Raw genomic sequence first — 23,759 nt, 5'->3', positions numbered from 1 at the left:
AATAATTACGAAGAGCTACGGATATAATTTATTTCAAGATTGAATCAGGGATAACTGGCTGTGCACCCATTTGAGTAACAACATAAGCAGCAACTTTCGTGGCGAAATCTATTGAGCTTTGAAGAGACTCTCCCCTGCATAGTCCGACTGCCAAAGCACCATTAAATGCATCACCCGCACCAGTTGTGTCAATCGTGTCAACGCTCAACGCTTGAACCCAGCCACTTTCTACATGGTTCATATAAAAAGATCCTTTAGATCCACGTGTTACGACTACCGTTCCGACCCCTTTTTCTAGCAATACACTACATGCAGAGCGAATATTTTCTTCTGTTGCAACTTCAATACCCGTCAACTGCGCAAGTTCTGTTTCATTCGGGGTTAAGAATGTAATATTCTTCAATAAAGAATCAGGTAATTTTTGAGATGGTGCTGGATTAAGGATGACGATTTTCCCATGTTGAGATGCGATTTCTACTGCCTTTTTAACTGTATCGAGCGGTACTTCAAGCTGCAGAAGGAGTGCCTTGCTTGAAGAAATGATATCAGCCTCCTGTTCTATTTGTTTAGGAGTAACTAAAAAGTTTGCACCGGAAAACAAAACGATCGCATTATCACCAGCATCTGTCACTTGGATTATCGCTTGCCCAGTAGCTCCTTCCTTTTGAACGGAATCAACATTAACACCTTTATCTTGTAAATTTCTTATCGCTTGTTCCCCGAAATCATCTTTTCCTACTTTTCCAATAAAATGAACATTTGCTCCTAGGCGGCTTGCTGTTACTGCTTGGTTAGCACCTTTTCCACCGAAATGAACACTATGGGACGAACTGTGAAGCGTTTCACCATTATTAACAATATAAGGAACACGATACACAAGATCTATATTGATGCTCCCGACTATTGAAATATCCATGCCAGTTATCATCCTTTCTTAAAATCTCTTTTCTAATACGGATAATAATTGACCTTTTGTCATGATACCTTTCTCCAAGCCCAATAAGTTAGCCATTTTAGCAATTGCAGGTGGCTTCAGCATACTTTCTTCTAATATCGTAGAATTATAAAAAATATGTTCTGAAACATCATCTGCAATAATTTTACGATTTGCCATTACAACAATTCGAGAGAAATAATCCGTGACAAATTCCATATCGTGTGTGATCGCAATAACAGTCTTTCCCTTCCCCTCCAATTCATCTAAAAGCTTACTTAATAAATCTAATCCGACACGATCCTGTCCAGCTGTCGGCTCATCTAAAATAATCACATCGGAATCCATTGCCAAAACGGATGCAATGGTAACAAATTTACGTACGGAATACGGGAGATTATAAGGATTTTCATGAGAAACATTACTAATTCCGCATAATTCCATCGCCCATTCTGTCAGTATTGATACACGTTTTGAATCAAAGCCCATATTTTTAGGTCCAAACTGTACTTCTAATTCCACATTATTGTGGAAAATTTGATCGTCCGGGTTTTGAAATACATAGCCAACCTTTCGAGATACTTGAGCTGTCGTAAAATCTTTTGTATTCCAATCCCCAACATATACTGCACCTTCAGTCAGCTTTAAAAGGCCGTTCATCAATTTTACTGCGGTTGTTTTTCCGGCACCATTTTGTCCAATAATAGCTAGACGTTGACCAGTAGGAACAGTAAGTGTCAAATTTTCTAATGCTTTTGTTCCATCGGGGTAAGCGAAACTAACGTTTTTCAGTTGAAGTTCAGTCATAAGCACTCTCCCCTACGCTTGCCCAACTTATGCTGTCAGGTAATTCCTCATCGCGAATCGGAACATATTTTAATTGAACACCGTTTTTTTGTAAATTTAAAGCGACCTCTGTTACATGAGGATATTGAATGTTATATTCTCCATATTGTGAGTCCGCAAAAACTTCTCGTGTCGGACCTTGTAAAACAATTTCTCCTTTATTGAGGACAATTAGATTGTCTGCATATTCAGCAATTAAGTCCATTTTATGTTCTACTAGGATAATTGTTTTTCCCTGTTCTTTCATGAGACGGATGATTTCAAATACATGCTCCGTTCCAATTGGGTCTAACTGAGATGTGGGCTCGTCAATGACAAGAATATCCGGATTCATTACGATGATTGAAGCAAGTGCAACACGTTGACGTTGACCACCTGAAAGCCCCATAGGATGTTTTTCTCGTAAATGCTCGATGTTAATAAACTTTAAGATTTCATTTACTCTGTCAATAATTTCATTTTCTTCTACACCTAAATTTTCGAGACCATACGCAACTTCGTCAAAGACAGTATCTTTTACTCCAGATACTTGGATGAAAGGGTTTTGAAAGACATATCCAATTTTTTCTCCTAATTGACCTAGTTGGTATTCTACTATTTTTTTATCATCGACAATTACATCCCCTTTAAGGTCACCTTTATAAAAGTGCGGAATGAACCCACGTATGATATTACAAAGGGTCGTTTTACCGGAACCATTATTGCCAATAATGGCTGTAAATTTCCCCTTTTCAATTGTAAAAGACACATTTTTTATATTCCAATCATCACTAACTGGATATCGATATGAGACATTTTTCATTTCAATGATAGAATTCATGTGAGGATCCTCCATAACACCAATCCTACTAAAATGATCATGTAGACGAATGGTAGAATTCGATCAGCTTTATTTTTTGTCAGCTTATGCAAACTAGTCTTCTTTGTTGGAGCAGAAAATGCTCTCGATTCTAAAGTAATTGCTCGTTCTTCAGTACTTGATATTGATGATAATATAAGAGGAGTTAAGGTTGGGATAAATGCTTTCGCTCTCGTTAACATCGATCCTTCCGTTTCTACCCCACGTGTTTTTTGAGCATCCATAATAGTGTTCGCTTGGCGTCGCATTTCAGGAATAATTTGTAATGTCGATAAGACAACATAAGCTCCCATTGGTGGGAGGCCGGCATCTTCTAGCGATTTTACAAAGTCACGAATCTCTGTCAAACGGAAAAATAATATGAAGGCAGAACCCATCGCCAGAATACGAGATGTAAGCGTTAATCCGTAATTTAAGCCTTCCTCAGTCCACTTGAATATTCCCCATTGTCCCATCACATGATCACCTGGATAGAACAAGAGCTGCATGAAGAAAATGATTATTAGTAAAAATAACAAAGCCTTCATGACTGTTCCCAAAAATTCTTTCACAATGCCTGCAGCGGTAGCTATAACAAGTAAAATTGGAAAAACTAAAAATGAGAATTTAAACCCAGGAATAATAAGAACGGCAGCTACTACAAGTAATGCAAAGAAGAATTTAGTCATTGGATGTAACCGCTGAATGAAATTTTTCTGCACGACGAACCCTCCTCAGAAAAAGTAGATCTTTCCGCTCAGGCAGAACGGAAAGATCTCAATTATCGATCTTCACGTTTCATATACAGAGTCCCATAATTCATTTTTGATAAATAACGATCAGACATTTTTCTTACAATAAAGTAAACGATTAGAGCCGATACTACTTTGTCCGCAATTTCAAAGATAAAGGATGAGGCGAATACGGCACTCCAAATTTCTTGTCCTGAAGCAAGGAGTGTAGCTGTAAGAATGGATGATGTATTTCCAGTAGCTCCTCCAAAAACTAACACTGTAATCGGAGCAGATACTATAACAGCAATCAATGTAATGACAATACCAGAAATAATTGTTTTAGGAATATTTTTAAACATTCCTCCTTTAGACAAGTATCCTACACCTAACCCAATCGCCACCGATGTAATGGCATACGGAAAATACGTAGGATTGAAAATACCATTTATAAGGTTTGTAATTAAGCCAGCAAGTAAAGCAACCCAAGGACCTGCAACGACCCCGATTAAAATGGTTCCAATTGTATCAAGAAAAATAGGGAGCCTTAAAACGTTAGCAATTTGAAAACCGACAATATTCACTGCTACACCAATTGGAATAAGAAGCATAGACATCATATTAAAGTCCTCTTTAAAACTGCGTTTCATCTTGGTTTCCCACCTTTTTTAATTATTGACCGATTTGACGGCCCATTTTTGCAATCGCTTCCATAAATTGATTAACAAAAGCCTCACGATTTACCGAGTGTAATACTTTTACATTATGCGGTTTTCCGGAACGGTGCATGTAATCTACAACGGTCGCACCAGCAGTATGGCGGCCTTCTGTTTCTACCGCTACATAGCAATCTTCCCCTTCAAAAAGTTCTGGCGTGACAACATATGACACAGCACAAAGGTCATGCAAACGAAACCCATTTTCGAAATCAGTTTCTTGGAAATCATTATTTTTTGCATTTTGTATATAAAAGCGAAGCATTGCACCAATTTTTTGTGATAAATCTGTCCCCATACTTTCAATTTGACTCAACTCTTCCATATTTACATAGGCTTTATGAGTAACATCAAGTCCACTCATGATAATAGGAATTCCGGAACGAAAAACGATATCGGCTGCATGCGGATCAACATAAACATTAAATTCTGCAAAAGGACTCATATTGCCGGCGACAGCTGCACCACCCATATAGGAAATATAACGGATTTTATCTTTTACTTCTGGGTGAGCAAGCAGCAATGCTCCGATATTTGTAAGTGGGCCAGTTGCGATTAAAACAATTGGTTCCTCACTTTCCGTTAAAACATCTATTAAAGCATTTATGGCTGTTCTATCACTTTCGAGTAAATCCGGCTCCGGTAAAATGACTTCTCCTAGCCCACTTTCCCCGTGAACGTCATCAGCAACCTCCAGTTCACGGAAGAAAGGATCATCCAACCCCCTTGCGATTTCAATATTTTGTTTCATGTAGCTTGTGAAGGCTCTAGCATTGTAGACTGTTTTATCTTGCGTTTGATTTCCCGGTTCCGTTGTAATTAACTTTATATCCAGATCCTCTCGGGAAAAGGCTAATAATAGTGCCATTACATCATCAATTCCTGGGTCACAATCAATAATTACTGGTATTTTTCCCATCAAATTCACTCCTTTAAATAATCTATATTTCTAGTTGTTTTATTATGATAAGCATAGATTTGGTGATGTACTACTTCCTCGTATTACCAGAGTCGGATTAAACATAACAGATGACGTTTCGTTATTTTCAAGTTTTTGTATTAAAAGTTTTACAGCCTCCCGCCCCATTTGATAAGTATCCTGACGAATTGTAGTAAGCGTAGGTATTAAAGCGGATACTAACGGAATATCATCAAAACCTACGATAGATAGATCCGTTGGTATATGAATACCAAGCTCGTGAGCCATACGGTAAACACCGAAAGCCATTACATCATTAAAGGCAAATATAGCCGTCACTTCTTTTTTCATAAGGAGGTCCTTGGACTTTTGGTACGCCATTTCCATCTGAAAATCCCCTTCAATTATATGTGATGGCAAAAGTTCAACACCTGATTCAGACAGTGCTCTTTTAAAACCTGCTAAACGTTCATTAGACAAAGAAATAGACCTTGGACCAATCATGCATGCTATCTTTCTATGTCCCAGTTCTACTAAATGTTTTCCTGCTAAATATCCACCTTTATCATTGTCTAAAAAGACACTGGAATGTTTTTTTTCATTCTTTCCTCTATCAACGAGAACGAAAGGAATTTTTGCACGTGATAATTGCTCTTCATCAGATGGCTCCAAATGATCCTTTGCTGAAAAAATGATTCCATCAACCTGTTGTTCTTCTAATAGGCGCAAGTATCGCTTTTCTTTATCCGATTGGTCATCGGAATTACAGATGATTAAGCTATATTCTCTTTCATTCGCTTCATCTTCCACCCCCCGACATAATTCAGGAAAATATGGATTAGAAATATTCGGAATGATTAATCCGAATATCTTCGATCGCTTCGTAACTAGACCACGAGCAAATTGGTTAGGCTGGAAATCTACCTCTTCCATTACCTTAAGTACCTTTTCACGTGTCTTTAGGGACATTCCCTCCTCTTTTTGATTCAACACTCGCGAAACAGTGGTAATAGAAACACCCGCTTTTTTCGCAATATCTTTAATGGTCCATCTTTTCATAATCTTCACCTACTATTACTATAAGATCTCACGTTAAGAAAACGTTTTCTTAACTACCATATCATGGCATAGTCAAATTGTCATTTTATTTTTCAGAAAAATCAGATAATACGAAATGCATTATTTGTACACTTACTCTTCTGTTGAATTTTTCACCTATTCGATTTAAAAATCTTCAAAGTAAAATCATCGATGAAAAGGTAAATCGCCCTTGCTCATATTGGCAGGTATCTTAGGTTCATCGCCTATACACCTTCCCATAATGTGGCTATATTGGTATCTGTATATACTTCCCATTACAGTTGAGGGACAGCCTCGAATTTGCACCAATACGTCGTATTAATTTTTGTTGCAAATAATATTGATAGACTAGCAGATTCACAATATCCTTAAATCATAAATATATTAATACTATTGAGACATAAACACTTTTTTGAAATATTTTTCAACTCAATTCTGTTACAATATTGATAAATGAATTAATAGAAACGAGGATTTTTTATGCATGTAACAATCGGGGTACTTGCTCACGTAGATGCAGGAAAAACAACATTTTCTGAGCAGTTGCTATTTCATACAAACAGTATTCAAGCCCGTGGACGAGTAGATCACCAGGATACATTTCTAGATAACCATGAACTGGAGCGTCAACGAGGCATTACGATTTTTGCGGAGCAAGGTCGCATGACGATTGGGAATGATACATATACGTTAATCGATACACCTGGACACGTCGATTTTTCCCCAGAGATGGAGCGTGCTATTCGAGTTATGGATTATGCCATTATTATTGTTAGTGCGGTTGAAGGACTACAGGGTCATACGGAAACAGTGTGGCAACTCTTACGCCAATATCACGTCCCTACCTTCTTCTTTATTAACAAAACTGACCGTGAAGGGGCAAATGTTGAAGCCGTTATGGCACAGCTTCAAAAGGACTGTTCTGAGGATGTATTATTCGTAGATGAACCGCTCCGTTCAAACTATGTTTCAAAGCACATGATGGAGTGGCTAGCTGAACGTGATGAGCAGCTTCTCGATGCTTTTCTTAATGAGACATTGGATAGCTCTAGTTGCCTACCTCATATATATACGATGATTAAAGAGGAAAAAGCCTTTTTATGCTTTACCGGCTCTGCCTTAAAAGATATTGGTATAAAGGAATTCCTTACACAGCTCCCTCTTCTTACAAAGACACATTATAATAACAATGCTCCATTTCAAGGCGAGGTGTTTAAAATCCGTCACGATGGCCATCAACGCTTAACTTTTATCAAGGCATTGCAAGGAACGTTACATGTACGTGATGAGTTTTCTTTTGATGATGTGACAGAAAAAGTGACTGAGATTCGGCTTTACAATGGCACCCGTTTTGTAACAGCTCAAGAGGTCGAGGCCGGGGAGATTTTCGCAGTAAAGGGCATTAGCGAAGCAAACATAGGCGATATCATTGGCTATTCAATTAACCCACAGCCCTATGAGTTAGTACCGACTTTACAGGCTAAAGTACAATATGATGGCGATCAGCATATAAAGGAAGTTTTAAAAATTTTCCGCACACTTGAAGCAGAAGAGCCAACATTACGTGTGCTATGGCATGAAAAATTCCAAGAAATTCATGTACATATTATGGGTGTCATCCAACTCGAGGTTCTAATCGACGTACTTCATAAACGCTTTTCGCTAGACATTTCATTTAGCGAACCACAGATTTTATATATGGAAACGATCGCAACAACTGTGACAGGCTATGGTCATTTTGAGCCATTAAAGCATTATGCAGAAGTACATTTATTGATGGAGCCAAATACACGTGGTACTGGCAATACATTCGTCAATGCTTGTCATGCGGATGATTTATCGGTTGGGCATCAACGACTCATTGAAAAACATCTATTCGAGCGCGAGCATCATGGTTTGTTAACTGGATTCCCTGTGACAGATATTCGCTTCACTCTCTTAACAGGACGCGCTCATATTAAACATACAGATGGTGGCGATTTCCGTGAGGCAACATTCCGTGCATTACGACAGGGGCTGGAACAAGCAGACAATATATTACTAGAGCCGTATTACCGCTTTAAGCTTAAAGCTCCTAGTGAGTTTATCGGCCGCATGATGACTGATATTCAACAAGCTGCTGGTACATTTGACGCGCCAATCTTAACTGAAAATGATGCGATTTTAACTGGCCGCGCTCCTGTCTCAACATTTATGAGCTACAGTACAACCTTTGCCGCCTACACCAATGGCAAGGGCGTACTTTCTCTACAATTTTACGGATACGATGTGTGCCACAATACAGAAGACATTATTACGCAAATTGGCTATGACAAGAATGCCGATCCTGAATATACATCCTCTAGTATTTTTTGTGCAAAAGGTAAGGGCTACTCCGTTCCATGGCAGGAAGCGCAAGCCGCGATGCACTGTATTGACTAAATTTATAAAACAGGAAATGATTTTGATTTGTACGATCAAAATCATGTCCTGTTTTTTATGTTTCGTGGGGATTTACTGTGCTATCGCGGGTATTCTGAATAAAGTATCAGGATTTTAGATATATATTTTTTTGAAAATACAAAGCTTCTTGATTCATTTTTTTATTTTCTGATTGATTCAATCCACAGCTCACTTTGAAGCATTTTAAACAAACGTAGTATGATCGAAATGTACTTTTGTTCATTTTTAAAATCGATATCAGACTTAATACAAGTTTTTAAAAGTAAAAGTAAACGAAAAAGAAGAAGTATGGATACCAATTAAAAATCAAGACCGCGAAATAGATGATTAAAATGAAACATGTACGCAAATCGAACTGATAAAGAGATAGTTGGAGAGATGAAAAAACGTTATCCTTTTCTATAATTCTATAGACAGGATAACGTCTTTTTCGTTTTTGAGATAAATTAATTTCCTAAAATATCTATTTCTGCGGCTGAGGCATATCCGTTCATTCCATTTAACACCTCTAATTTCAAATATTTAGCAGATACGGGATCAAATGTTGCAAATTGTTGTTTCGTGTTATTTTCCCATGTTCCAGAAGTTGCTTTTTGATAATTTACACCATCTGTACTTGTGTAAATGTTGTAGTTTAGAATACGACCATTTGCAGGTCCATTTTGCCTTGGAAGATATGCGAGTTGTGTAATCGTATGAGTATCGCCAAGGTCAATCGTTAAATTAAATGGAAATTGGTTTTGTTCGCTCCATTTACTATGCCAAATTGTATAGGGATTCCCATCAATTGCATTAGTTGCAGGCTCAGGCCCTGATTCTTCACTACTTGCAATTACTTTCATGTTTTCTTTAGGTAATGTGTTTAACGGAACACGTTTAGAATCAGTTGCTTCCCAAATAGGCGCAGTTAATGTTGGCAGATTCAAAGATTCTATTTTTTGTCGAGTTTCTGTAGATGCTTTTAATCCCCATTTATCAAAGAATGGAAGTAAATTCTGCTTTGCTACTTTGGATGTGTTGTAAATAAAACCTTGTACCTTTTCTTCGCTAGTTTTAGGTAGTTCTCCATCAGGAATAGCACGGTATAATCGGTGTATTTCAGGATAGAATTCTTCTCCAAATGCTAAATCTAATTGCCAAAACATTACTAATTTCGTAAAGACATCATCAATTTTATTAAAATCTTTTTCCGATTGAGACTTACTTAAATAATTAAATGCTTTTTCATAAGAATCTACTTCTAATCTTGATTTCTGTCCTAAATTACGTTGTACAGACATACTGTAAATATTTACAGTGACTTCCGTTAATCCATCCCACAGCCAAGGAGTTTGTTGACGTTGATGACCCATTTCATGCCAAGGACCCCATCCGTTTTCTGTAAATTCTTTCAAGTTTAGTACATGCTGAATCGAATCTCCGACATATGATGTTACAAAATTATTAGCATACATATAATAATCAGGAGTATGATTATCTTCTGCAAAGGCTACGTAATGCTTATCTGCCTGTTCCTCGGATAAACCTGCAAGCTTATCTTGAATTCTAATAGCTTCATCTATTTTTTTTAAGAGTTCTGCAGGATCTGTATTAGAACCTAATAAGTATTTTTTTACACGTTCTGGACTGGCAGTTATTAAGGACCGTTCTCCTTTTAATTCCACTGCATGAGCATTAGGGTACATATCTAGCATATTAACTAAATCTTGTTTCGTATGTTTTCCTAATTCAAAGAAAGGTATAGGTGTTCCTCCTGTTTTAATCGCAGCTTTTACTGTACCACCTTGTTGTGAATTATAAAAATAAATCATTCCACCATTTGGATTTTCGATTGTATTTTCTCCTGGATTTAAAGTAAATGACTTTATTTTTGTCCCATATTCACGCCATCCTGCATCATAGCCATATGCTCCTATATAAGCCTGAATGTTCTGTGTTCCTTCTACTTGAATTGTTATTTTTTCATTGGGACTTGCGTATAGTCCAGTTGGTTCATAGGGACTAAACGTAAATTGTCGTCTATCTCTATCTCTGATTTGTTCTATATTTCCCTTGCCTGGCACTTGAAAAATACGTTCTGTTGATACTTGTGTTTCTGCAGTTTGTTCTTGTGTTTCAGCATGAACAACTATATTATTTGTCATGATAGGAGCAAATAATGTAGTTGTTAAAATAGCAGATGTTGCTAATACTTTTAGTGGTTTATGTAACATATGGGGCCTCCCTTTTTCTGTACGAATTATTTCTTACATTATAAAAATCGCATATTTATTATATTAAGATAATAAATTTAAATAGAGTTTTTCTCTCTGTACCATCTCCCTCCAGCAAACACCGAGCTAAAATAAAAAGAGTTACTTTCGCTATTCCCTAGAAAATCCCAATCGCATAAACATTTCATTTCGCAATAAAGCAATATAATCTTGCTACTCCGAAGACCTTAAGTAAATCCGGTTATAGTGACTATAAGTTTCCAGTAATGCTATATTAACCATTTGGATCTTTTCGTTCCTTCCCCCCTTTGTCATGTATTGACGTCGCTGAAGCAAAAAGAATTGCAGTGTTAAAACAGTCTCTTCTCTTTGTGCAGAAGGAAAGAGGCTGTTTTATCATTTATAAACTCTAACACTACTGACAAAACCTAACAATAATCATTCGAGCTCAAAAATCTGGCTTTATTTGGGTAGAAAAATTATTCTTATATAAGAATAAAGGAGTAGACATAAAAGCTACCCCTTTATTTTCATTTTTTTCAGGCGCTTCGTCCTAGAAATCATGTATGGATATTTATAAAGTCATTTAATTCCCCTCAAATAAAACTAGAGCTTACTACAATATACTTAGTGGAACGCTGTTTTAAAGGTGTTTAAATACAGATCAATCAAATCAATAATGTTCAAAAATGGATAATAAAAAATGTTTACTTACGATTTCTGAATCTTATAGGATAGGTACGCCTTTGACGTTATCTCCGGCTTTTCCCCACTTTACACCGTACGTGCGAGTTTCTCAGCATACGTACTGTTTACGGAAACATTTCTCCACTTGCTCGAAAGGCAGCGATCCGTTCTTGCCACATCGCTTGTCGTTCTGATTGTGTCATGAATAAACCTCCTAAAGAATGAATGTACTGTGATTATCACATAGCACAGACTTCATTAGAAGGTGTGTTGTATTTGGCGCTTACTTTGTTCTGCTTCCGCGGGTATTTGACTCCCTTTCGCGGGTATTTGTTCTGCCTTCGCGCGGGTATTCGACTTCCTTCCGCGGGTATTTGCTCTGCCTTCGCTCAGGTATTCGACTCCCTTCCGCGGGTATTTGCTCTGCCTTCGCTCAGGTATTCAACTCCCTTCCGCGGGTATTTGCTCTGCTTTCGCGGATATTTGGCTTCCTTCCGCGGGTATTTGTTCTGCCTTCGCGCGGGTATTCCCCTTCATCCCGCGCGAATTTAATTCACAAAGCTTGTACTGTTTTCTGTGCTTGTTTAAAAATGCAATATGAAGGTGCCACTACAATGTGGCTATGGGAATTAGAAAAATCAATTAAAACCTTGCCAGGTCGGCTCCTCAAAAGTTGTAAATTATCAATTAATTCGAGCAGTAGTTCATGACCGTTACCACGTGGGTGCCAGTTTAAATGATAATCATTAAGTTCCTTCACAGCTCCTAAAAATTGATGATACTCTCGCTCTACAAAATTAATCAGTTGTTTGTCTTTTTGAGCTACCTGTGATAAATCCTCTAAATATGTTTCATAAAAGCGCATTACGATCGAGCACAATAAATCATTGACTCGAGCAGCACTTAATATTGGCTTAGGAGCTTGGGAAAGTCTCTCTAAATTTGGTTTTGCACGAGTTGAATCAATGCGTGTAATTAAATGATAATGCTCGCCATTCACCTCATAAACTATTGGATTTGTCGGCATATACATCATAAAACAATTTGTCTTTGTTTTAAGCTGATCTGTAATATCCGCCTTTGCAAAAAGATGCCCATTAATATTTTCATTTTGAATCCATATAATATCTTTGTTATATAAAATTTGCTCAAATAATCGTTCATTACTAATAAGATTACTAGCTATTAATTGATCAACAAGTGATTCTATAACCATTCTTGTTGTAGCTTTCTTAGTAACTTCAGTGCGTGGTTGCTTACAAATTTTCATATCTAAAGATTGCGATTGCTGTGCTGTACATACATGAATATTCGTCATACTTGCATCCTCTTTTCGTACATATTTTCAAAACGGAAGTCATCAGTAAAAAAAGGATTTCCTCTTAACGCGAGGAAATCCTTCATTCTATCTTTTTCATTCATCATATACTGTCAAACAATGCCCAAATATGAAAGAATTAGCTCGATAGCCAATACCTTTTTTTATTTTGGGCGTTTGACGTACAGTGACGAACAGAGCATTCTGTTTTGTCAACATGCCACCTCCTATTCCTCGTAGGGTTATGGTGTGTACTCATAATAGGCAGGTATCCTGACTCATGATCATCGCTACTTTTCTCCTTCCCGTCGTTAAACAGTGGTCTATGAAAAGTCGCTCACATTTACAGTTGCGGGACAGTGTCGGATTTGCACCGACTTCCCTTTTAAGTAAATTGCACGCAATTTACACCTATTACTCCATGCTATTCAGTTGTCAAAGGAATCTAGTAAACCTACATTCCTTATTGATTATTAAATTAATTGTAAATGAGTGTATTTCTAAAGTCAAATAACACAATATATTCCAGTTTCTTGTTCTTTTTCTTCTAGTCTTTTTAACTCGGATTGTAGATACACTTTTATTATTTCGTTATCCTCTTTCTCATATTCACAGGAGTTAGGTGCTCCCACTCTTTATATAGTTTCTTTTTCGAAAGTATCTTCCAAGGATTAAACATCGTTTGTCCGTGCTTATTAAAATACAGTTCTTCACCAATATGATAAGCTGCATGTTGAATAATAGCATTTTTATCCTTCCAAATCACAATGTCGCCTTGTTGTATTCCTTCACCTAGGACCTCTTCATAGTTATACTGACTCAATTTTTCAAGAAATGTTTCTTGATATATCCATTCATAAATAAACCACTTTTGTTTCCCTTTTGAAATTGCATACAAAACCGCTGCTAAACAATTTGCACCTTGGCGATGCCCAAAAGTATTGGCAAATAGCTGTAGAAAACTAGGTAATGATTTTGGAGGTTCCTCACATTCTCCCTTATCCCACCATTCATAAACCATTGTTGTAAGTAACTGTTCTTTCAATGCTTCGTCAAGATCTTCCCACATTGAACGCTGTATGATAACGTGCCCATTCTGTACATAACTGGAAGGTACTTTTTCTATCTCCTTTATAAATTTAATGGGGAGTACAAGCCCTCTTTCACATTGCACTTGAAAACTTAAAATCAATTGTTGATCCTCTTTCGATTTGCTCTCAATCCATTCTTTTTCAGCAATAATTACGTATTGTGCATTCTTTATATTCCAGTATTCATAACTATTAACATAATTTAAATGCTGATACGTGCTATGAGTATAAAACTCATCTATAGGCATTAACAATACATCTGTAAAGTCAATTTCATGATTAAGATGTTCTTCTGATAGAAAAAATAAATCTCTTCCAGGGACATAACTTTCCATCCATGACAGTAAAACTTTTTTTGTCGGTTTAATTATCATTATGTATTTTCCCCCAGCTTGAATTTCTTGCTCATTGTTTGAATAACCATTCAGAATCATGGACTTTGGGGTCATCAGATTTACGGTGTGTACTCTTAATAGGTAGGTATCCTCCCTTATGATCGTCGCTACTTTTCCCCTTACTGCTTGCCAGAGAATCTTAATACAACTTCGGAGCTTTTCGCAGTTTAGTTGCTTGTTCAAATGAAAATGCGAGTTTTATTAGTACATCCTCACTAAATGCTGTTCCTGCGAAAGTTATGCCAAACGGTCTCCCATTCTTCTTATACCCTGCTGGGACGGCAATAGACGGATAACCAGCTTTCGCACTAATTGTTGAACCTATATATGATGGAAACAAAATTGCATCTAATTCATATTTTTTTAATGTATAATCGATTCCTTGTTCTTGAGAAAAATACATATCTTCTAGCTTTGCATTAATATATTCAGAATCTCTTAATGTGTTCGATAATTTCTCTCTCGATTCCAATTTATCCTGACCATATTTTAACGACTTTCCTTTTGAACGTTTATTAAATTCGATTAACTCAGAGATAGAATGCACAGGCATGTGGGAAGGTAGATTGACAAGGAAATTATTTAAACTATGCTTTAATTCGTATTGCGGTACTCCCCATTTCCAGTCTCTATGAAAAGAAGGAATTTCGATACCTTCAATAATATCGGCTCCTTGCTCTCTTAAAACCTGAATTGTATTATTAAAAAGTGTTTCGTCATATTCCTCTGAGTCATAATAAGCTTTTGAGGCATTATTATAAACACCAATTCTAGCACCAATTAAACCTGTGGCATCTAAAAAACTGGTGTAATCCTTATTTAACCTTCTTTCACTTTTATATGTAGCGACGTCGTCTTTATCTACTCCTGTTAATACTCCCAATAAAATAGCCGCATCTGTTACTGTTCTAGCCATTGGCCCTGCTGTGTCTTGAGAGTATGTAAACGGAATAATGCCCTGTCTACTAATGAGCCCAACAGTCGGTTTTATGCCAACTACTGAATTTGTAATAGCTGGACTTAAAATCGAGGCGTCTGTCTCAGTTCCAATTGATAAAACAGAAAAGTTCGATGCAACTGCTACAGCTGACCCTGAGCTAGATCCTCCCACATAAAGTTCTGGATCACCATAAGGATTAAGTGTTTGTCCACCACGAGAACTATAACCCGCCCACATCGTGCTCGACATAGCGTTTGCTAATTCAGTCATATTTGTTTTTCCTAAAATAACAGCTCCTGCTTCACGGAGCTTTTTAACTAAAAATGCATCCTGCTTAGCTAAATAATTTTCTAATGCTATTACGCCTGCACTAGTATGCATAAAATCCTTCGTTTCAATATTATCTTTTAAAACTACCGGAATTCCGTGTAGAGGCCCTCTAGCTCCCTTTGTTAGTCTTTCCTCATCTAATGCTTCAGCAATAAATATCGCTTCAGGATTAATTTCAAGCATAGAATTTATCTTCTGCCCGCCTTGATCATACTTAGCAATTCTGTGTAAATAATACATAATTAATTCTTTTGATGTTATATCACCATTTACCATAGCTGTCTGAATATCGATTACTGACAATTCTTCTTTAAGAAAACTATTAAAATTTATATCCATTCATATTCCCCACCCTTCTTTCAAAATTATACCAATAAAATCAATTAATTCCTAAATAACTTTTAGTATTTTCAAGTAAATTTCAAAGTCTCCTCAAGCTCCAGATGTCGCATACTCATGTATGCTAACTCAAAGCTCTGTAAGTAGTTAACGTATAAACATAAATGTTAAACTGCCCCCTCACATATAAATCTAATGACTTAAGTGTATGCATATAACCAGGACTCCCGTTTGTCGCACAATCTCCAATTAATTACCAAACAATGATCTGCTGTGCTACACTCTCTATACAGATAAAATTTTCAGTTAGTTTAGTAAAGGGAGGATCGGGACCATATGAAGAAGCTTAGAGGCATTTGGGGTGTCACAATGTTCATATATGGCGTGTCTTTATATATCAAATATTTTCAAAAAGTCAGCGAAGGATGGAATATAACTCTTCATGTTTTATCAGGAAGTTTATGTATTATAGGAATTACATTAATTGTTCAAGCAATAAGAATACATAAATAATCTATAGCTAATGTCACTTTCATTATGTAATGAAAAGATCAGGTTGAGAGGTGAATGAAATTGACTAATATTAATATCCAATTTGGACCACTAATGCTTTTTCTAATTGTGCTTGTTTTAGTAGTTAGTACTTTTGGATTTGTCATTAGAAAGTTGTTAGGTGTCGAAAGAAAGAAATGGTTTTCTTATAATCACATTAATGAAAGACATAAAAAACTAGATTGGTCTGTACGAATAATATTTATGAGTTTATTTTTAATTAGTTATTATATGATTGATAATGATACATTTGGAATTCCTTGGTATTTCGAAACATGGTTTATCTTAATTGTATTTTTAATAACAACTGAATTGTTAAGAACATATATGGAATGGAAATACGCGGAAAATAAAAGAGATTTTGTTGCTACTTTGGCAGAAATGTTGTTTATGATTAGCATAGTATTTTTGACGATAACAACTGATTTTTTCGGCTTATTTAACGCTTAATTCCGAAGCTATTAAGCGGTTGATAACACTGGTTAATCAATGCGCTTGATATAAAAAAGGCTATTTCGCAGAAAATTTTACTCCTGCAAAATAGCCTTTTTTAATTAATATTATATTTCTTTCAATTATTGTCCACTAAATCTCTGTGTAAGCTTTTGTAAATTTTCTGCTTGTACACATAAGTCTTGTGACACTACCATGTTTACAGCTTGCATGGAAGCACTTTGCTCATCAACTGACTGCAGAATGACACCTGTATAATTAGACAAACTATCCATTCCATTTGCGATTGTCGACACTAATTTTGTAACCTCATTCGCGCTACTTGAAAGCTCTTCAGCTGTTGCGGAAATATCCTCGAGTTGGTTCGTCATTTTACTAACATGCTGAGAGATCGTGCCAAATGACTTTGTAGCCTCATCAATGACATAGACGCCCTGTTGAACGTTTTTCAAGTCCTCTTCAACAGAAGTAGCTACTTGTTTTGTATCGCTTTCAATACCAACAACTAGCTCGACAATTTGAATAGCAGAATGCTTAGATTGCTCTGCCAATTTTCGAACTTCTTCTGCTACTACCGCAAAGCCTTTACCATGCTCGCCAGCACGCGCTGCTTCAATTGCTGCATTTAATGCTAACAAATTCGTTTGATCTGTAATAGCTGTAATCATCTCTGTCATAGACTTGATATCTGTCATTTTACCTGATAATTGCTGCATCAATTCACTTGTTTTTTCAGTAGAAGTTGAAATAAACTCCATTTGATTTTTAGCTACGTGTAAAATTTCCGCCCCGTTACCTGCAATGTCATTTGCTTCTTTTGCATGATCAAATACATCTTGCGTTGCCACGGTAATACGTTCAATGCCATCAGCAGTTTCCTGCATAGCAATAGCACTTTCATTTGCTGATTGAGCTGCTTTCTTAAGACCCTCAGTCGTATTCTCCATTTGTGAATCAACTTCATTAACTGCATCTGTAATTTCATTTGTACTTGCTGATAGCTCCTCTATGCTCGCAGATAAATCTGTAGAACTACTCGCAATTTTTTGTGTCATCGTATGTAATTGTTTCTTCATCTCTAAAAACGCTTTAGCTAAGTCTGAAATCTCATCATTGGAATTAATTTCAATCGGAGCTGTACGCAAATTTCCATCTGCAATTGCTTGAGCGGATTGTGCTAATTGCTTAATAGGCTTAATAATTTTAAATTTTACATAGAAAATACAAGATAATGACATAGTAAATCCTATTACTGTTAATAAAGTGGATAGCCATCCTAATGAAGTTATATTTGCTAGGTCAATAATTAATATAACACCCATGAGAACATTTAAAGTAGAAAAGCAAATTATACTTTTTTTTCGTAAACTCATACTAAATTCCTCCAACTATAATATTACTCCAACGTAGTTATTATAGTTTAAATCTCCTGAAATTGATAGAAAAAAGCCCAACTTTTGTAAGGGAAATGAATTACAAAAGGTAAAGTGCTTTCGTATTATCAAAACCATTGTGTCAATGAAGATGTGATATAAAAGTATGACTCATCTGCAAAACGAGGGGGTGATTTCCGTTCCGACTGAGCACTTTCCTACGTCGTCTGATGAGCCGCTTCGCATACTCCAGGGTCCTCATCTACGACATTTCTGTGCGTAAACGGAGCGGCTGCAACAACATAAGCGCAAATAGCCGTGTTGTACTTGTTCATAGGAACTAAGTAACCTTGAACAACCACCCATATTTAAAGCGCATAACATTCATCAAGATTTCCTTCAACAATTATAAAAGCACTTTGCTTTAGACAAAGTGCTTTCATAATAAATTATTTTAATTTCATAATACTTGATCCTGCGATACCTGGATGTGTCATTTCATATGGATCCAGAATTAAATCTAATTGCTCTTTCGTTAGTACACCTTCTTCGATGCAAAGCTCACGGATTGAACGACCAGATAAAATTGCTTCACGCGCAATACGTGCAGCTACCTCATAGCCAATATGCGGGTTCACTGCTGTTAATACACCAACGCTTTTCTCCACGTATTCTTTCATACGGTCTTCGTTTGCTTCAATATCCTTCAAGCAATTTTGTGTAAATGCTCGGAACACATTATTCATAATGCTAATAGATTGAATTAAGTTAAAGACAAGCACAGGCTCCATAACGTTTAATTCTAATTGTCCTGCTTCAGATGCTAAAGAAATCGTATGATCATTACCAATTACTTGGAAGGCAACTTGGTTAAGAACCTCTGGCATAACAGGATTTACTTTTCCTGGCATAATAGAAGATCCAGGTTGACGAGCTGGTAAAACGATTTCCCCTAATCCAGCACGTGGACCAGATGCCATTAAACGAAGGTCATTAGCGATTTTCGAAATATTAATCATACAGATTTTTAATGCGCCCGATACTTCTGTATAAGCATCAGTATTTTGTGTTGCATCCACCAGGTGTGTAGCGCCTTTAAGCGGCAATCCTGAAATTTCAGCAAGATGAACATCAACTGATTGAATATAGTCAGGGAATGCATTTAATCCTGTACCAACAGCAGTTGCACCCATATTTACATCATATAAATTGGGGCGAGTTTGGCGAATACGCACAATATCACGAGTGATAACACGGCAATATGCTTCAAATTCTTGTCCTAATCGAATCGGAACCGCGTCTTGTAAATGCGTACGTCCCATTTTAATAACATGCGCAAATTGTTCCGCTTTTTGGTGGAACACCGCTTGCATGTTTTCCATTGTAAGAAGTAGTTCATCTATCAAATTCAACACAGCAATATGAATTGCTGTTGGGAAAGCATCGTTTGTTGATTGTGACATATTAACATGGCTGTTTGGGCTAATTGTTTTGTAGTCCCCTTTTTCTTTGCCCAAAATCTCTAAGGCACGGTTAGCAATAACCTCGTTGGCATTCATATTAATAGATGTGCCAGCTCCACCTTGGATTGGGTCAACGATAAATTCAGCATCCCACTCGCCGTCAATAACTTCTTGTGCAGCTTCGACAATTGCATCTCCGATTTCTGTTGAAAGTAGGTGTACCTCCATATTACTCATAGCAGCTGCTTTTTTTACAATACCCATTGCTTTAATAAGAGCAGGGTGAATTGTATATCCTGTAATCGGGAAATTTTCAGTTGCACGAAGCGTCTGAATTCCATAATAAGCATTGCTTGGTAAGGCACGTTCACCTAAAAAGTCTTTTTCTATACGTTGTGTGGACATAATTGTCGTCTCCTTTTATGTAATCCTCACACTTGATAGTAGCTAATTAATGCAGTATTGTAAACAGTCATTTGTCTGTAAAATGAAAAATTCCATGAAAAGATATTATTATTCCCTAAAAACCGAGCACTACTGTGAAACCATTAAGACATAAGATTACACACTTTTTACTTTAGTTATCAGTTTTTCTCGTTTTTTACAATTATGCCTCAGCATAATTGCGTACGGATTCGGCTTTTTGCTTGGACAAAGAACTCTATTCATAAATCCCTTACTAATTATTAATCTTCACCAATCGGACTATTACAATGCGAGATAAATATTCCCAATCGTTCATTTATAACAATAAAAAAGCTGAACTAATTGTTTGTGTTAGTTCAGCTCAATATAAACTATTTTAATGTGTTCTATCCCAAGATCTCTGGAGTTACAGCTTTTACATTATTACTTATTAGAAGAAACTGTAAAACGGCCGTTTACATGCTTTGGATTTTCAATTTCATCTAACACCGCAACCGCGTAATCTGCATAGCTAACATAACTTTCACCAGCTGCATTTACTAATAAGTGATCTTCTCCAGTAGTATAGCTACCTGTACGTGGACCTTCTGAATCAAAGAAAGCAGATGGGCTTAAAAATGTCCAAGTAATAGTAGATTGTTGTAAGTCATTTAGATTTTCACCTTGGTTTTTCGCTGTCGCATAGAACATTTCTGGAAAATCTGGTGTATCCATTACGCGTACAGTTTTCTCTGGGTCTACAAACAAACTACCCGCACCACCGACAACAAATAATTTTGTATCAATACCAGTGAAAATATCGATTAAATGACGACCAGCTTTCACATGTAATTCCTCTTGACCAAAAGGAGCGCCAAACGCATTTACGACTACGTCATAGCCTTTTACATCTTCTTGAGATAATTCAAATACTTCCTTTTCAATTACAGGAATATTTGCCGTCACTTTTGAAGCTGAACGTACAATCGCTGTTACATCATGACCAAGTTGCAGTGCCTCCTCTACAATTTTTTGTCCTGCTTTCCCTGTTGCACCAATTACCGCAATTTTCATATTAATAATTCCTCCTATTTTCCAATTGTAACTATTTTAGTTACAGGTTAGATACAAAAGACCGACTTCGTTGATGTTAACGAAGTTGATCTAACACATCCTGTAAAGTTTGTGCTTGCAGTTGTTCTTCCATTGCATACCAAACAGATGTATAAACACCTTCCAATGTCCGTTGGATTTTTCGACCAACCGCACATGCTGGATTTGGCTCATCATGAATTGCAAATAGCTGCTCTGGCCCATCAATCGCATGGTAAACGGCTAATAGTGTTAAATCTTTTGGTTCCACTAAAAGTTCATAGCCTGCAATACCCGGTTGTGATGTAAGCAAGCCCGCTTTTTTTAGCACCCCGATCATACGTCGCACGACCACTGGATTTGTATTCACACTACCTGCGATGAAATCAGACGTCAGCTGGTTTTTATCAGATGTTGTTGCAATGAGCGAAAGTATATGGATCGCTACCGAAAATCGACTGTTCACCATATGTATCACCACCTGTTGTAACTATTATAGTTACAGGTTTAAATAAAAACAAGCAAATTGCTCTATTTACACCTGTATTTATTTTTTTCCGTTTCCAGAGTATTATACAATAATTATAATTGCTTTACGTAAATAACTAATTCTTGTCGTATTTCTCCGTCTTCCTCATAAAAGTCTAAATTATGAAATTCATACTTAAAATGACCAACTGGAAACGTCACACTCTCTCCTTGTGCCGCAGCCAATATGCCTGCCACATCATGTGACACCATTTGCAAAAGCTCTGTACCTAAAACCGAATCTACAAAAATCACGTTCATAATAAAACACCTCCTCAGTTATTATAGCTTAGAAGGCGCTTACATTTATAGTGTTTCTTTATAACGTTTTAGGCGAATTTCCTCAATGACTTGCATCATTTTATGTATTTGCTCCTGGTTTAATTTTGTGGCGATGTGTGGTAGCTCATCTTGATGAATAAATACCTCTTTTTGTTGAGGAATATCCGTAAGCAATTTCGTCCTTAAACGCTGCTCACGCCCTCTTCCGTCTATTTGAAAAATCACCGATCTCCTCACATCATTCACCTCTAAATTTTTAATAAGACTTCCAGATTAAAACTTATATCGGAAAATTTTTCATTATATTAAACAGCCTTTATATAAAGTGCTAGAGAATTTAGCTCTAAATTAATTAATTTGGCTCTCTCTTTTAGCATTTTATCCAGCGCTTCGGAGCGGTAGAATCCTTCTATTTGATGGTTCTTTCTGTCACTTTGGTATTTTTTCAGATTATATCCGTCGCTCTGCTTTCTATCCATCATTTTAGCTCTTCTATCCACGATTTTGGCGGTTCTATCCACGATTTTGGCCTTTCTATCCACGCCCTGCCTATTTTCGGCCCCTCTGTGCAATCTATCCATCACTTTGGCTCTGCTTTCCTTCACTTGACCTATTTTTTCCGTCGCTCTGACCATTCTCTCCGTCGCTCCGTCTTCTATCCATCATTTCAGCTCTTCTATCCACGACTTTGATGGTTCTATCCACGACTTTGGCTCTTCTATCCACGATTTTGGCCTTTCTATCCACGCTCTGCCTATTTTTCCACCACCCTGTGCAATCTATCCATCGCTTTGGCTCTACTTTCCTTCGCTTTGACTCTACTTTCCGTCGCTCTCATCCCTATCCTTCGCTTGGCCGATTCTTTCCGCCACTCTGACCATTCTTTCCGTCACTTCGGCTCTACTTTCCGTCGCTCTCATCTCTTTCCTTCGCTTGGCCGATTCTTTCCGTCGCTCTCATCCCTATCCTTCGCTTGGCCGATTCTTTCCGTCGCTCTCATCCCTATCCTTCGCTTGGCCGATTCTTTCCGTCTCTCTGACCATTCTTTCCGTCGCTTCGGCTATTCTTTCCGTCGTTCTCATCTCTATCCTTCACTTGACCTATTTTTTCCGTCTCTCTGACCATTCTTTCCGTCGCTTCGGCTATTCTTTCCGTCGTTCTCATCTCTATCCTTCACTTGACCTATTTTTTCCGTCTCTCTGACCATTCTCTCCGTCGCTTTGGCTCTTCTTTCCGTCGCTCTGACCTTTCTTTCTGTCGCTTCGGCTATTCTTTCCGTCGCTCTCATCTCTATCCTTCACTTGACCTATTTTTTCCGTCGCTCTGACCATTCTCTCCGTCGCTTTGGCTCTTCTTTCCGTCGCTCTCATCTCTATCCTTCACTTGACCTATTTTTTCCGTCGCTCTGACCATTCTTTCCGTCGCTCTGACCATTCTCTCCGTCGCTTTGGCTCTTCTTTCCGTCGCTCTGACCTTTCTTTCCGTCGCTTCAGCTCTTCTTTCCGTCGCTTCAGCTCTTCTTTCCGTCGCTCTCATCTCTTTCCTTCACTTGACTTATTCTTTCCGTCACTCTGACCTTTCTTTCCGTCGCTTCGGCCATTCTTTCCATCGCTCTCATCTCTTTCCTTCGCTTGGCCCTTCTTCACGTCGCTCTACCTCTTCTATCCGTCGCTCTGCCTCTTCTATCCATCACTTTGTCTTTTCGTTCCGTCACTTTCCCTATCCTATCCATAGCTCCAGCTCTTCTAGCCGACAATTCGCTATTTGTTCGCAATAAAAAAACAGCAACCAA

The 23,759-nt window shown here is 37.3% G+C and carries 22 protein-coding genes and 1 riboswitch; of the genes, 4 read left to right on the top strand and 18 right to left on the bottom strand.

Annotated elements, in window-relative coordinates:
* Positions 1 to 28: 28 nt before the first annotated feature.
* From rbsK to AC1DCY_RS13100, 7 genes are read right to left on the bottom strand one after another with little or no spacing between them, the layout of a single operon-like run.
* Positions 29 to 916 (bottom strand): ribokinase, encoded by an 888-nt coding sequence (rbsK, locus tag AC1DCY_RS13130; protein WP_477350738.1) that lies wholly within the window; start codon positions 914 to 916, stop codon positions 29 to 31.
* An 18-nt stretch (positions 917 to 934) separates the two neighbouring features.
* On the bottom strand, positions 935 to 1,741 hold the full coding sequence (locus AC1DCY_RS13125; RefSeq protein WP_477350736.1) for an energy-coupling factor ABC transporter ATP-binding protein: 807 nt from the start codon (positions 1,739 to 1,741) through the stop codon (positions 935 to 937).
* Positions 1,734 to 2,600, bottom strand: a complete 867-nt coding sequence (locus AC1DCY_RS13120) for an energy-coupling factor ABC transporter ATP-binding protein (RefSeq protein WP_477350734.1) — start codon at positions 2,598 to 2,600, stop codon at positions 1,734 to 1,736. The genes AC1DCY_RS13125 and AC1DCY_RS13120 overlap by 8 nt, the downstream gene beginning before the upstream one ends.
* Entirely contained in the window at positions 2,597 to 3,340 is a 744-nt protein-coding gene (locus tag AC1DCY_RS13115) for an energy-coupling factor transporter transmembrane component T family protein (protein WP_477350732.1), read from the bottom strand. Before AC1DCY_RS13115 ends, AC1DCY_RS13120 begins: the two co-directional genes overlap by 4 nt.
* Before the next feature lie 59 nt (positions 3,341 to 3,399).
* On the bottom strand, positions 3,400 to 3,999 hold the full coding sequence (locus tag AC1DCY_RS13110; RefSeq protein ID WP_477350730.1) for an ECF transporter S component: 600 nt from the start codon (positions 3,997 to 3,999) through the stop codon (positions 3,400 to 3,402).
* 22 nt (positions 4,000 to 4,021) lie between these two features.
* A complete protein-coding gene (locus tag AC1DCY_RS13105; RefSeq protein WP_477350729.1) occupies positions 4,022 to 4,984 on the bottom strand; it encodes a nucleoside hydrolase in 963 nt (320 codons plus the stop codon).
* Between the two features lie 42 nt (positions 4,985 to 5,026).
* A complete protein-coding gene (locus AC1DCY_RS13100; RefSeq protein WP_477350727.1) occupies positions 5,027 to 6,043 on the bottom strand; it encodes a LacI family DNA-binding transcriptional regulator in 1,017 nt (338 codons plus the stop codon).
* Between the two features lie 501 nt (positions 6,044 to 6,544).
* Here AC1DCY_RS13100 and AC1DCY_RS13095 point away from each other — a divergent pair.
* Entirely contained in the window at positions 6,545 to 8,485 is a 1,941-nt protein-coding gene (locus AC1DCY_RS13095) for a GTP-binding protein (RefSeq protein ID WP_477350725.1), read from the top strand.
* A 467-nt stretch (positions 8,486 to 8,952) separates the two neighbouring features.
* On the opposite strand, the gene AC1DCY_RS13090 is transcribed toward AC1DCY_RS13095, so the two are convergent.
* The 4 genes from AC1DCY_RS13090 to AC1DCY_RS13075 form a co-directional block, all read right to left on the bottom strand.
* Entirely contained in the window at positions 8,953 to 10,719 is a 1,767-nt protein-coding gene (locus tag AC1DCY_RS13090; RefSeq protein ID WP_477350724.1) for a M60 family metallopeptidase, read from the bottom strand.
* Positions 10,720 to 11,959: 1,240 nt separating this feature from the next.
* A complete protein-coding gene (locus AC1DCY_RS13085; protein WP_477350723.1) occupies positions 11,960 to 12,724 on the bottom strand; it encodes a hypothetical protein in 765 nt (254 codons plus the stop codon).
* 246 nt (positions 12,725 to 12,970) lie between these two features.
* Positions 12,971 to 13,154: riboswitch (cobalamin riboswitch) on the bottom strand.
* Between the two features lie 153 nt (positions 13,155 to 13,307).
* Positions 13,308 to 14,189: a hypothetical protein gene (locus tag AC1DCY_RS13080; protein ID WP_477350721.1), complete on the bottom strand. Its 882-nt coding sequence runs from the start codon at positions 14,187 to 14,189 to the stop codon at positions 13,308 to 13,310.
* Between the two features lie 160 nt (positions 14,190 to 14,349).
* Complete coding sequence (locus AC1DCY_RS13075) at positions 14,350 to 15,819, bottom strand: amidase family protein (RefSeq protein ID WP_477350720.1); 1,470 nt, start codon at positions 15,817 to 15,819, stop codon at positions 14,350 to 14,352.
* Positions 15,820 to 16,386: 567 nt separating this feature from the next.
* Between AC1DCY_RS13075 and AC1DCY_RS13070 the strand changes: the two genes are divergently transcribed.
* Positions 16,387 to 16,821, top strand: a complete 435-nt coding sequence (locus AC1DCY_RS13070; protein WP_477350719.1) for a DUF4181 domain-containing protein — start codon at positions 16,387 to 16,389, stop codon at positions 16,819 to 16,821.
* A gap of 125 nt (positions 16,822 to 16,946) precedes the next feature.
* Here the strand turns inward: AC1DCY_RS13070 and AC1DCY_RS13065 are convergent, their stop codons facing one another.
* From AC1DCY_RS13065 to AC1DCY_RS13035, 7 genes are all read right to left on the bottom strand, one after another.
* Positions 16,947 to 18,197, bottom strand: coding sequence for a methyl-accepting chemotaxis protein (locus tag AC1DCY_RS13065; RefSeq protein ID WP_477350717.1), 1,251 nt, complete (start codon positions 18,195 to 18,197; stop codon positions 16,947 to 16,949).
* A gap of 449 nt (positions 18,198 to 18,646) precedes the next feature.
* Entirely contained in the window at positions 18,647 to 20,065 is a 1,419-nt protein-coding gene (aspA, locus tag AC1DCY_RS13060) for an aspartate ammonia-lyase (RefSeq protein WP_477350715.1), read from the bottom strand.
* A 444-nt stretch (positions 20,066 to 20,509) separates the two neighbouring features.
* Entirely contained in the window at positions 20,510 to 21,139 is a 630-nt protein-coding gene (locus tag AC1DCY_RS13055; RefSeq protein ID WP_477350713.1) for an NAD(P)-dependent oxidoreductase, read from the bottom strand.
* A 76-nt stretch (positions 21,140 to 21,215) separates the two neighbouring features.
* On the bottom strand, positions 21,216 to 21,626 hold the full coding sequence (locus AC1DCY_RS13050; protein ID WP_477350711.1) for an Rrf2 family transcriptional regulator: 411 nt from the start codon (positions 21,624 to 21,626) through the stop codon (positions 21,216 to 21,218).
* A gap of 113 nt (positions 21,627 to 21,739) precedes the next feature.
* Positions 21,740 to 21,946: a thymidylate synthase gene (locus AC1DCY_RS13045; protein ID WP_142507970.1), complete on the bottom strand. Its 207-nt coding sequence runs from the start codon at positions 21,944 to 21,946 to the stop codon at positions 21,740 to 21,742.
* Between the two features lie 45 nt (positions 21,947 to 21,991).
* The gene (locus AC1DCY_RS13040; RefSeq protein WP_477350709.1) at positions 21,992 to 22,192 is read right to left on the bottom strand and encodes a hypothetical protein; all 201 of its coding nucleotides are present in this window, start codon (positions 22,190 to 22,192) and stop codon (positions 21,992 to 21,994) included.
* 80 nt (positions 22,193 to 22,272) lie between these two features.
* Entirely contained in the window at positions 22,273 to 22,602 is a 330-nt protein-coding gene (locus AC1DCY_RS13035) for a hypothetical protein (RefSeq protein ID WP_477350707.1), read from the bottom strand.
* Between the two features lie 156 nt (positions 22,603 to 22,758).
* Here AC1DCY_RS13035 and AC1DCY_RS13030 point away from each other — a divergent pair, with 156 nt between their 5' ends.
* Both AC1DCY_RS13030 and AC1DCY_RS13025 read left to right on the top strand, forming a co-directional pair.
* Positions 22,759 to 23,088: a hypothetical protein gene (locus AC1DCY_RS13030; RefSeq protein ID WP_477350705.1), complete on the top strand. Its 330-nt coding sequence runs from the start codon at positions 22,759 to 22,761 to the stop codon at positions 23,086 to 23,088.
* Between the two features lie 223 nt (positions 23,089 to 23,311).
* Complete coding sequence (locus AC1DCY_RS13025) at positions 23,312 to 23,542, top strand: hypothetical protein (RefSeq protein ID WP_477350703.1); 231 nt, start codon at positions 23,312 to 23,314, stop codon at positions 23,540 to 23,542.
* Positions 23,543 to 23,759 lie beyond the last annotated feature (217 nt).

The sequence above is a fragment of the Lysinibacillus sp. 10T31 genome (genome assembly GCF_056394365.1).
This window is presented reverse-complemented; position numbering and strand designations above follow the sequence as displayed.

Coding starts and splice junctions, on each gene's coding strand:
- AC1DCY_RS13120 (WP_477350734.1), bottom strand. CDS start 2,600: ATGAATTCTATCATTGAAATGAAAAATGTCTCATATCGATATCCAGTT.
- AC1DCY_RS13085 (WP_477350723.1), bottom strand. CDS start 12,724: ATGACGAATATTCATGTATGTACAGCACAGCAATCGCAATCTTTAGAT.
- AC1DCY_RS13075 (WP_477350720.1), bottom strand. CDS start 15,819: ATGGATATAAATTTTAATAGTTTTCTTAAAGAAGAATTGTCAGTAATC.
- rbsK (WP_477350738.1), bottom strand. CDS start 916: ATGGATATTTCAATAGTCGGGAGCATCAATATAGATCTTGTGTATCGT.
- AC1DCY_RS13065 (WP_477350717.1), bottom strand. CDS start 18,197: ATGAGTTTACGAAAAAAAAGTATAATTTGCTTTTCTACTTTAAATGTT.
- AC1DCY_RS13070 (WP_477350719.1), top strand. CDS start 16,387: ATGAAATTGACTAATATTAATATCCAATTTGGACCACTAATGCTTTTT.
- aspA (WP_477350715.1), bottom strand. CDS start 20,065: ATGTCCACACAACGTATAGAAAAAGACTTTTTAGGTGAACGTGCCTTA.
- AC1DCY_RS13105 (WP_477350729.1), bottom strand. CDS start 4,984: ATGGGAAAAATACCAGTAATTATTGATTGTGACCCAGGAATTGATGAT.
- AC1DCY_RS13050 (WP_477350711.1), bottom strand. CDS start 21,626: ATGGTGAACAGTCGATTTTCGGTAGCGATCCATATACTTTCGCTCATT.
- AC1DCY_RS13080 (WP_477350721.1), bottom strand. CDS start 14,189: ATGATAATTAAACCGACAAAAAAAGTTTTACTGTCATGGATGGAAAGT.
- AC1DCY_RS13055 (WP_477350713.1), bottom strand. CDS start 21,139: ATGAAAATTGCGGTAATTGGTGCAACAGGGAAAGCAGGACAAAAAATT.
- AC1DCY_RS13110 (WP_477350730.1), bottom strand. CDS start 3,999: ATGAAACGCAGTTTTAAAGAGGACTTTAATATGATGTCTATGCTTCTT.
- AC1DCY_RS13125 (WP_477350736.1), bottom strand. CDS start 1,741: ATGACTGAACTTCAACTGAAAAACGTTAGTTTCGCTTACCCCGATGGA.
- AC1DCY_RS13090 (WP_477350724.1), bottom strand. CDS start 10,719: ATGTTACATAAACCACTAAAAGTATTAGCAACATCTGCTATTTTAACA.
- AC1DCY_RS13035 (WP_477350707.1), bottom strand. CDS start 22,602: ATGGTCAGAGCGACGGAAAAAATAGGTCAAGTGAAGGAAAGCAGAGCC.
- AC1DCY_RS13100 (WP_477350727.1), bottom strand. CDS start 6,043: ATGAAAAGATGGACCATTAAAGATATTGCGAAAAAAGCGGGTGTTTCT.
- AC1DCY_RS13045 (WP_142507970.1), bottom strand. CDS start 21,946: ATGAACGTGATTTTTGTAGATTCGGTTTTAGGTACAGAGCTTTTGCAA.
- AC1DCY_RS13095 (WP_477350725.1), top strand. CDS start 6,545: ATGCATGTAACAATCGGGGTACTTGCTCACGTAGATGCAGGAAAAACA.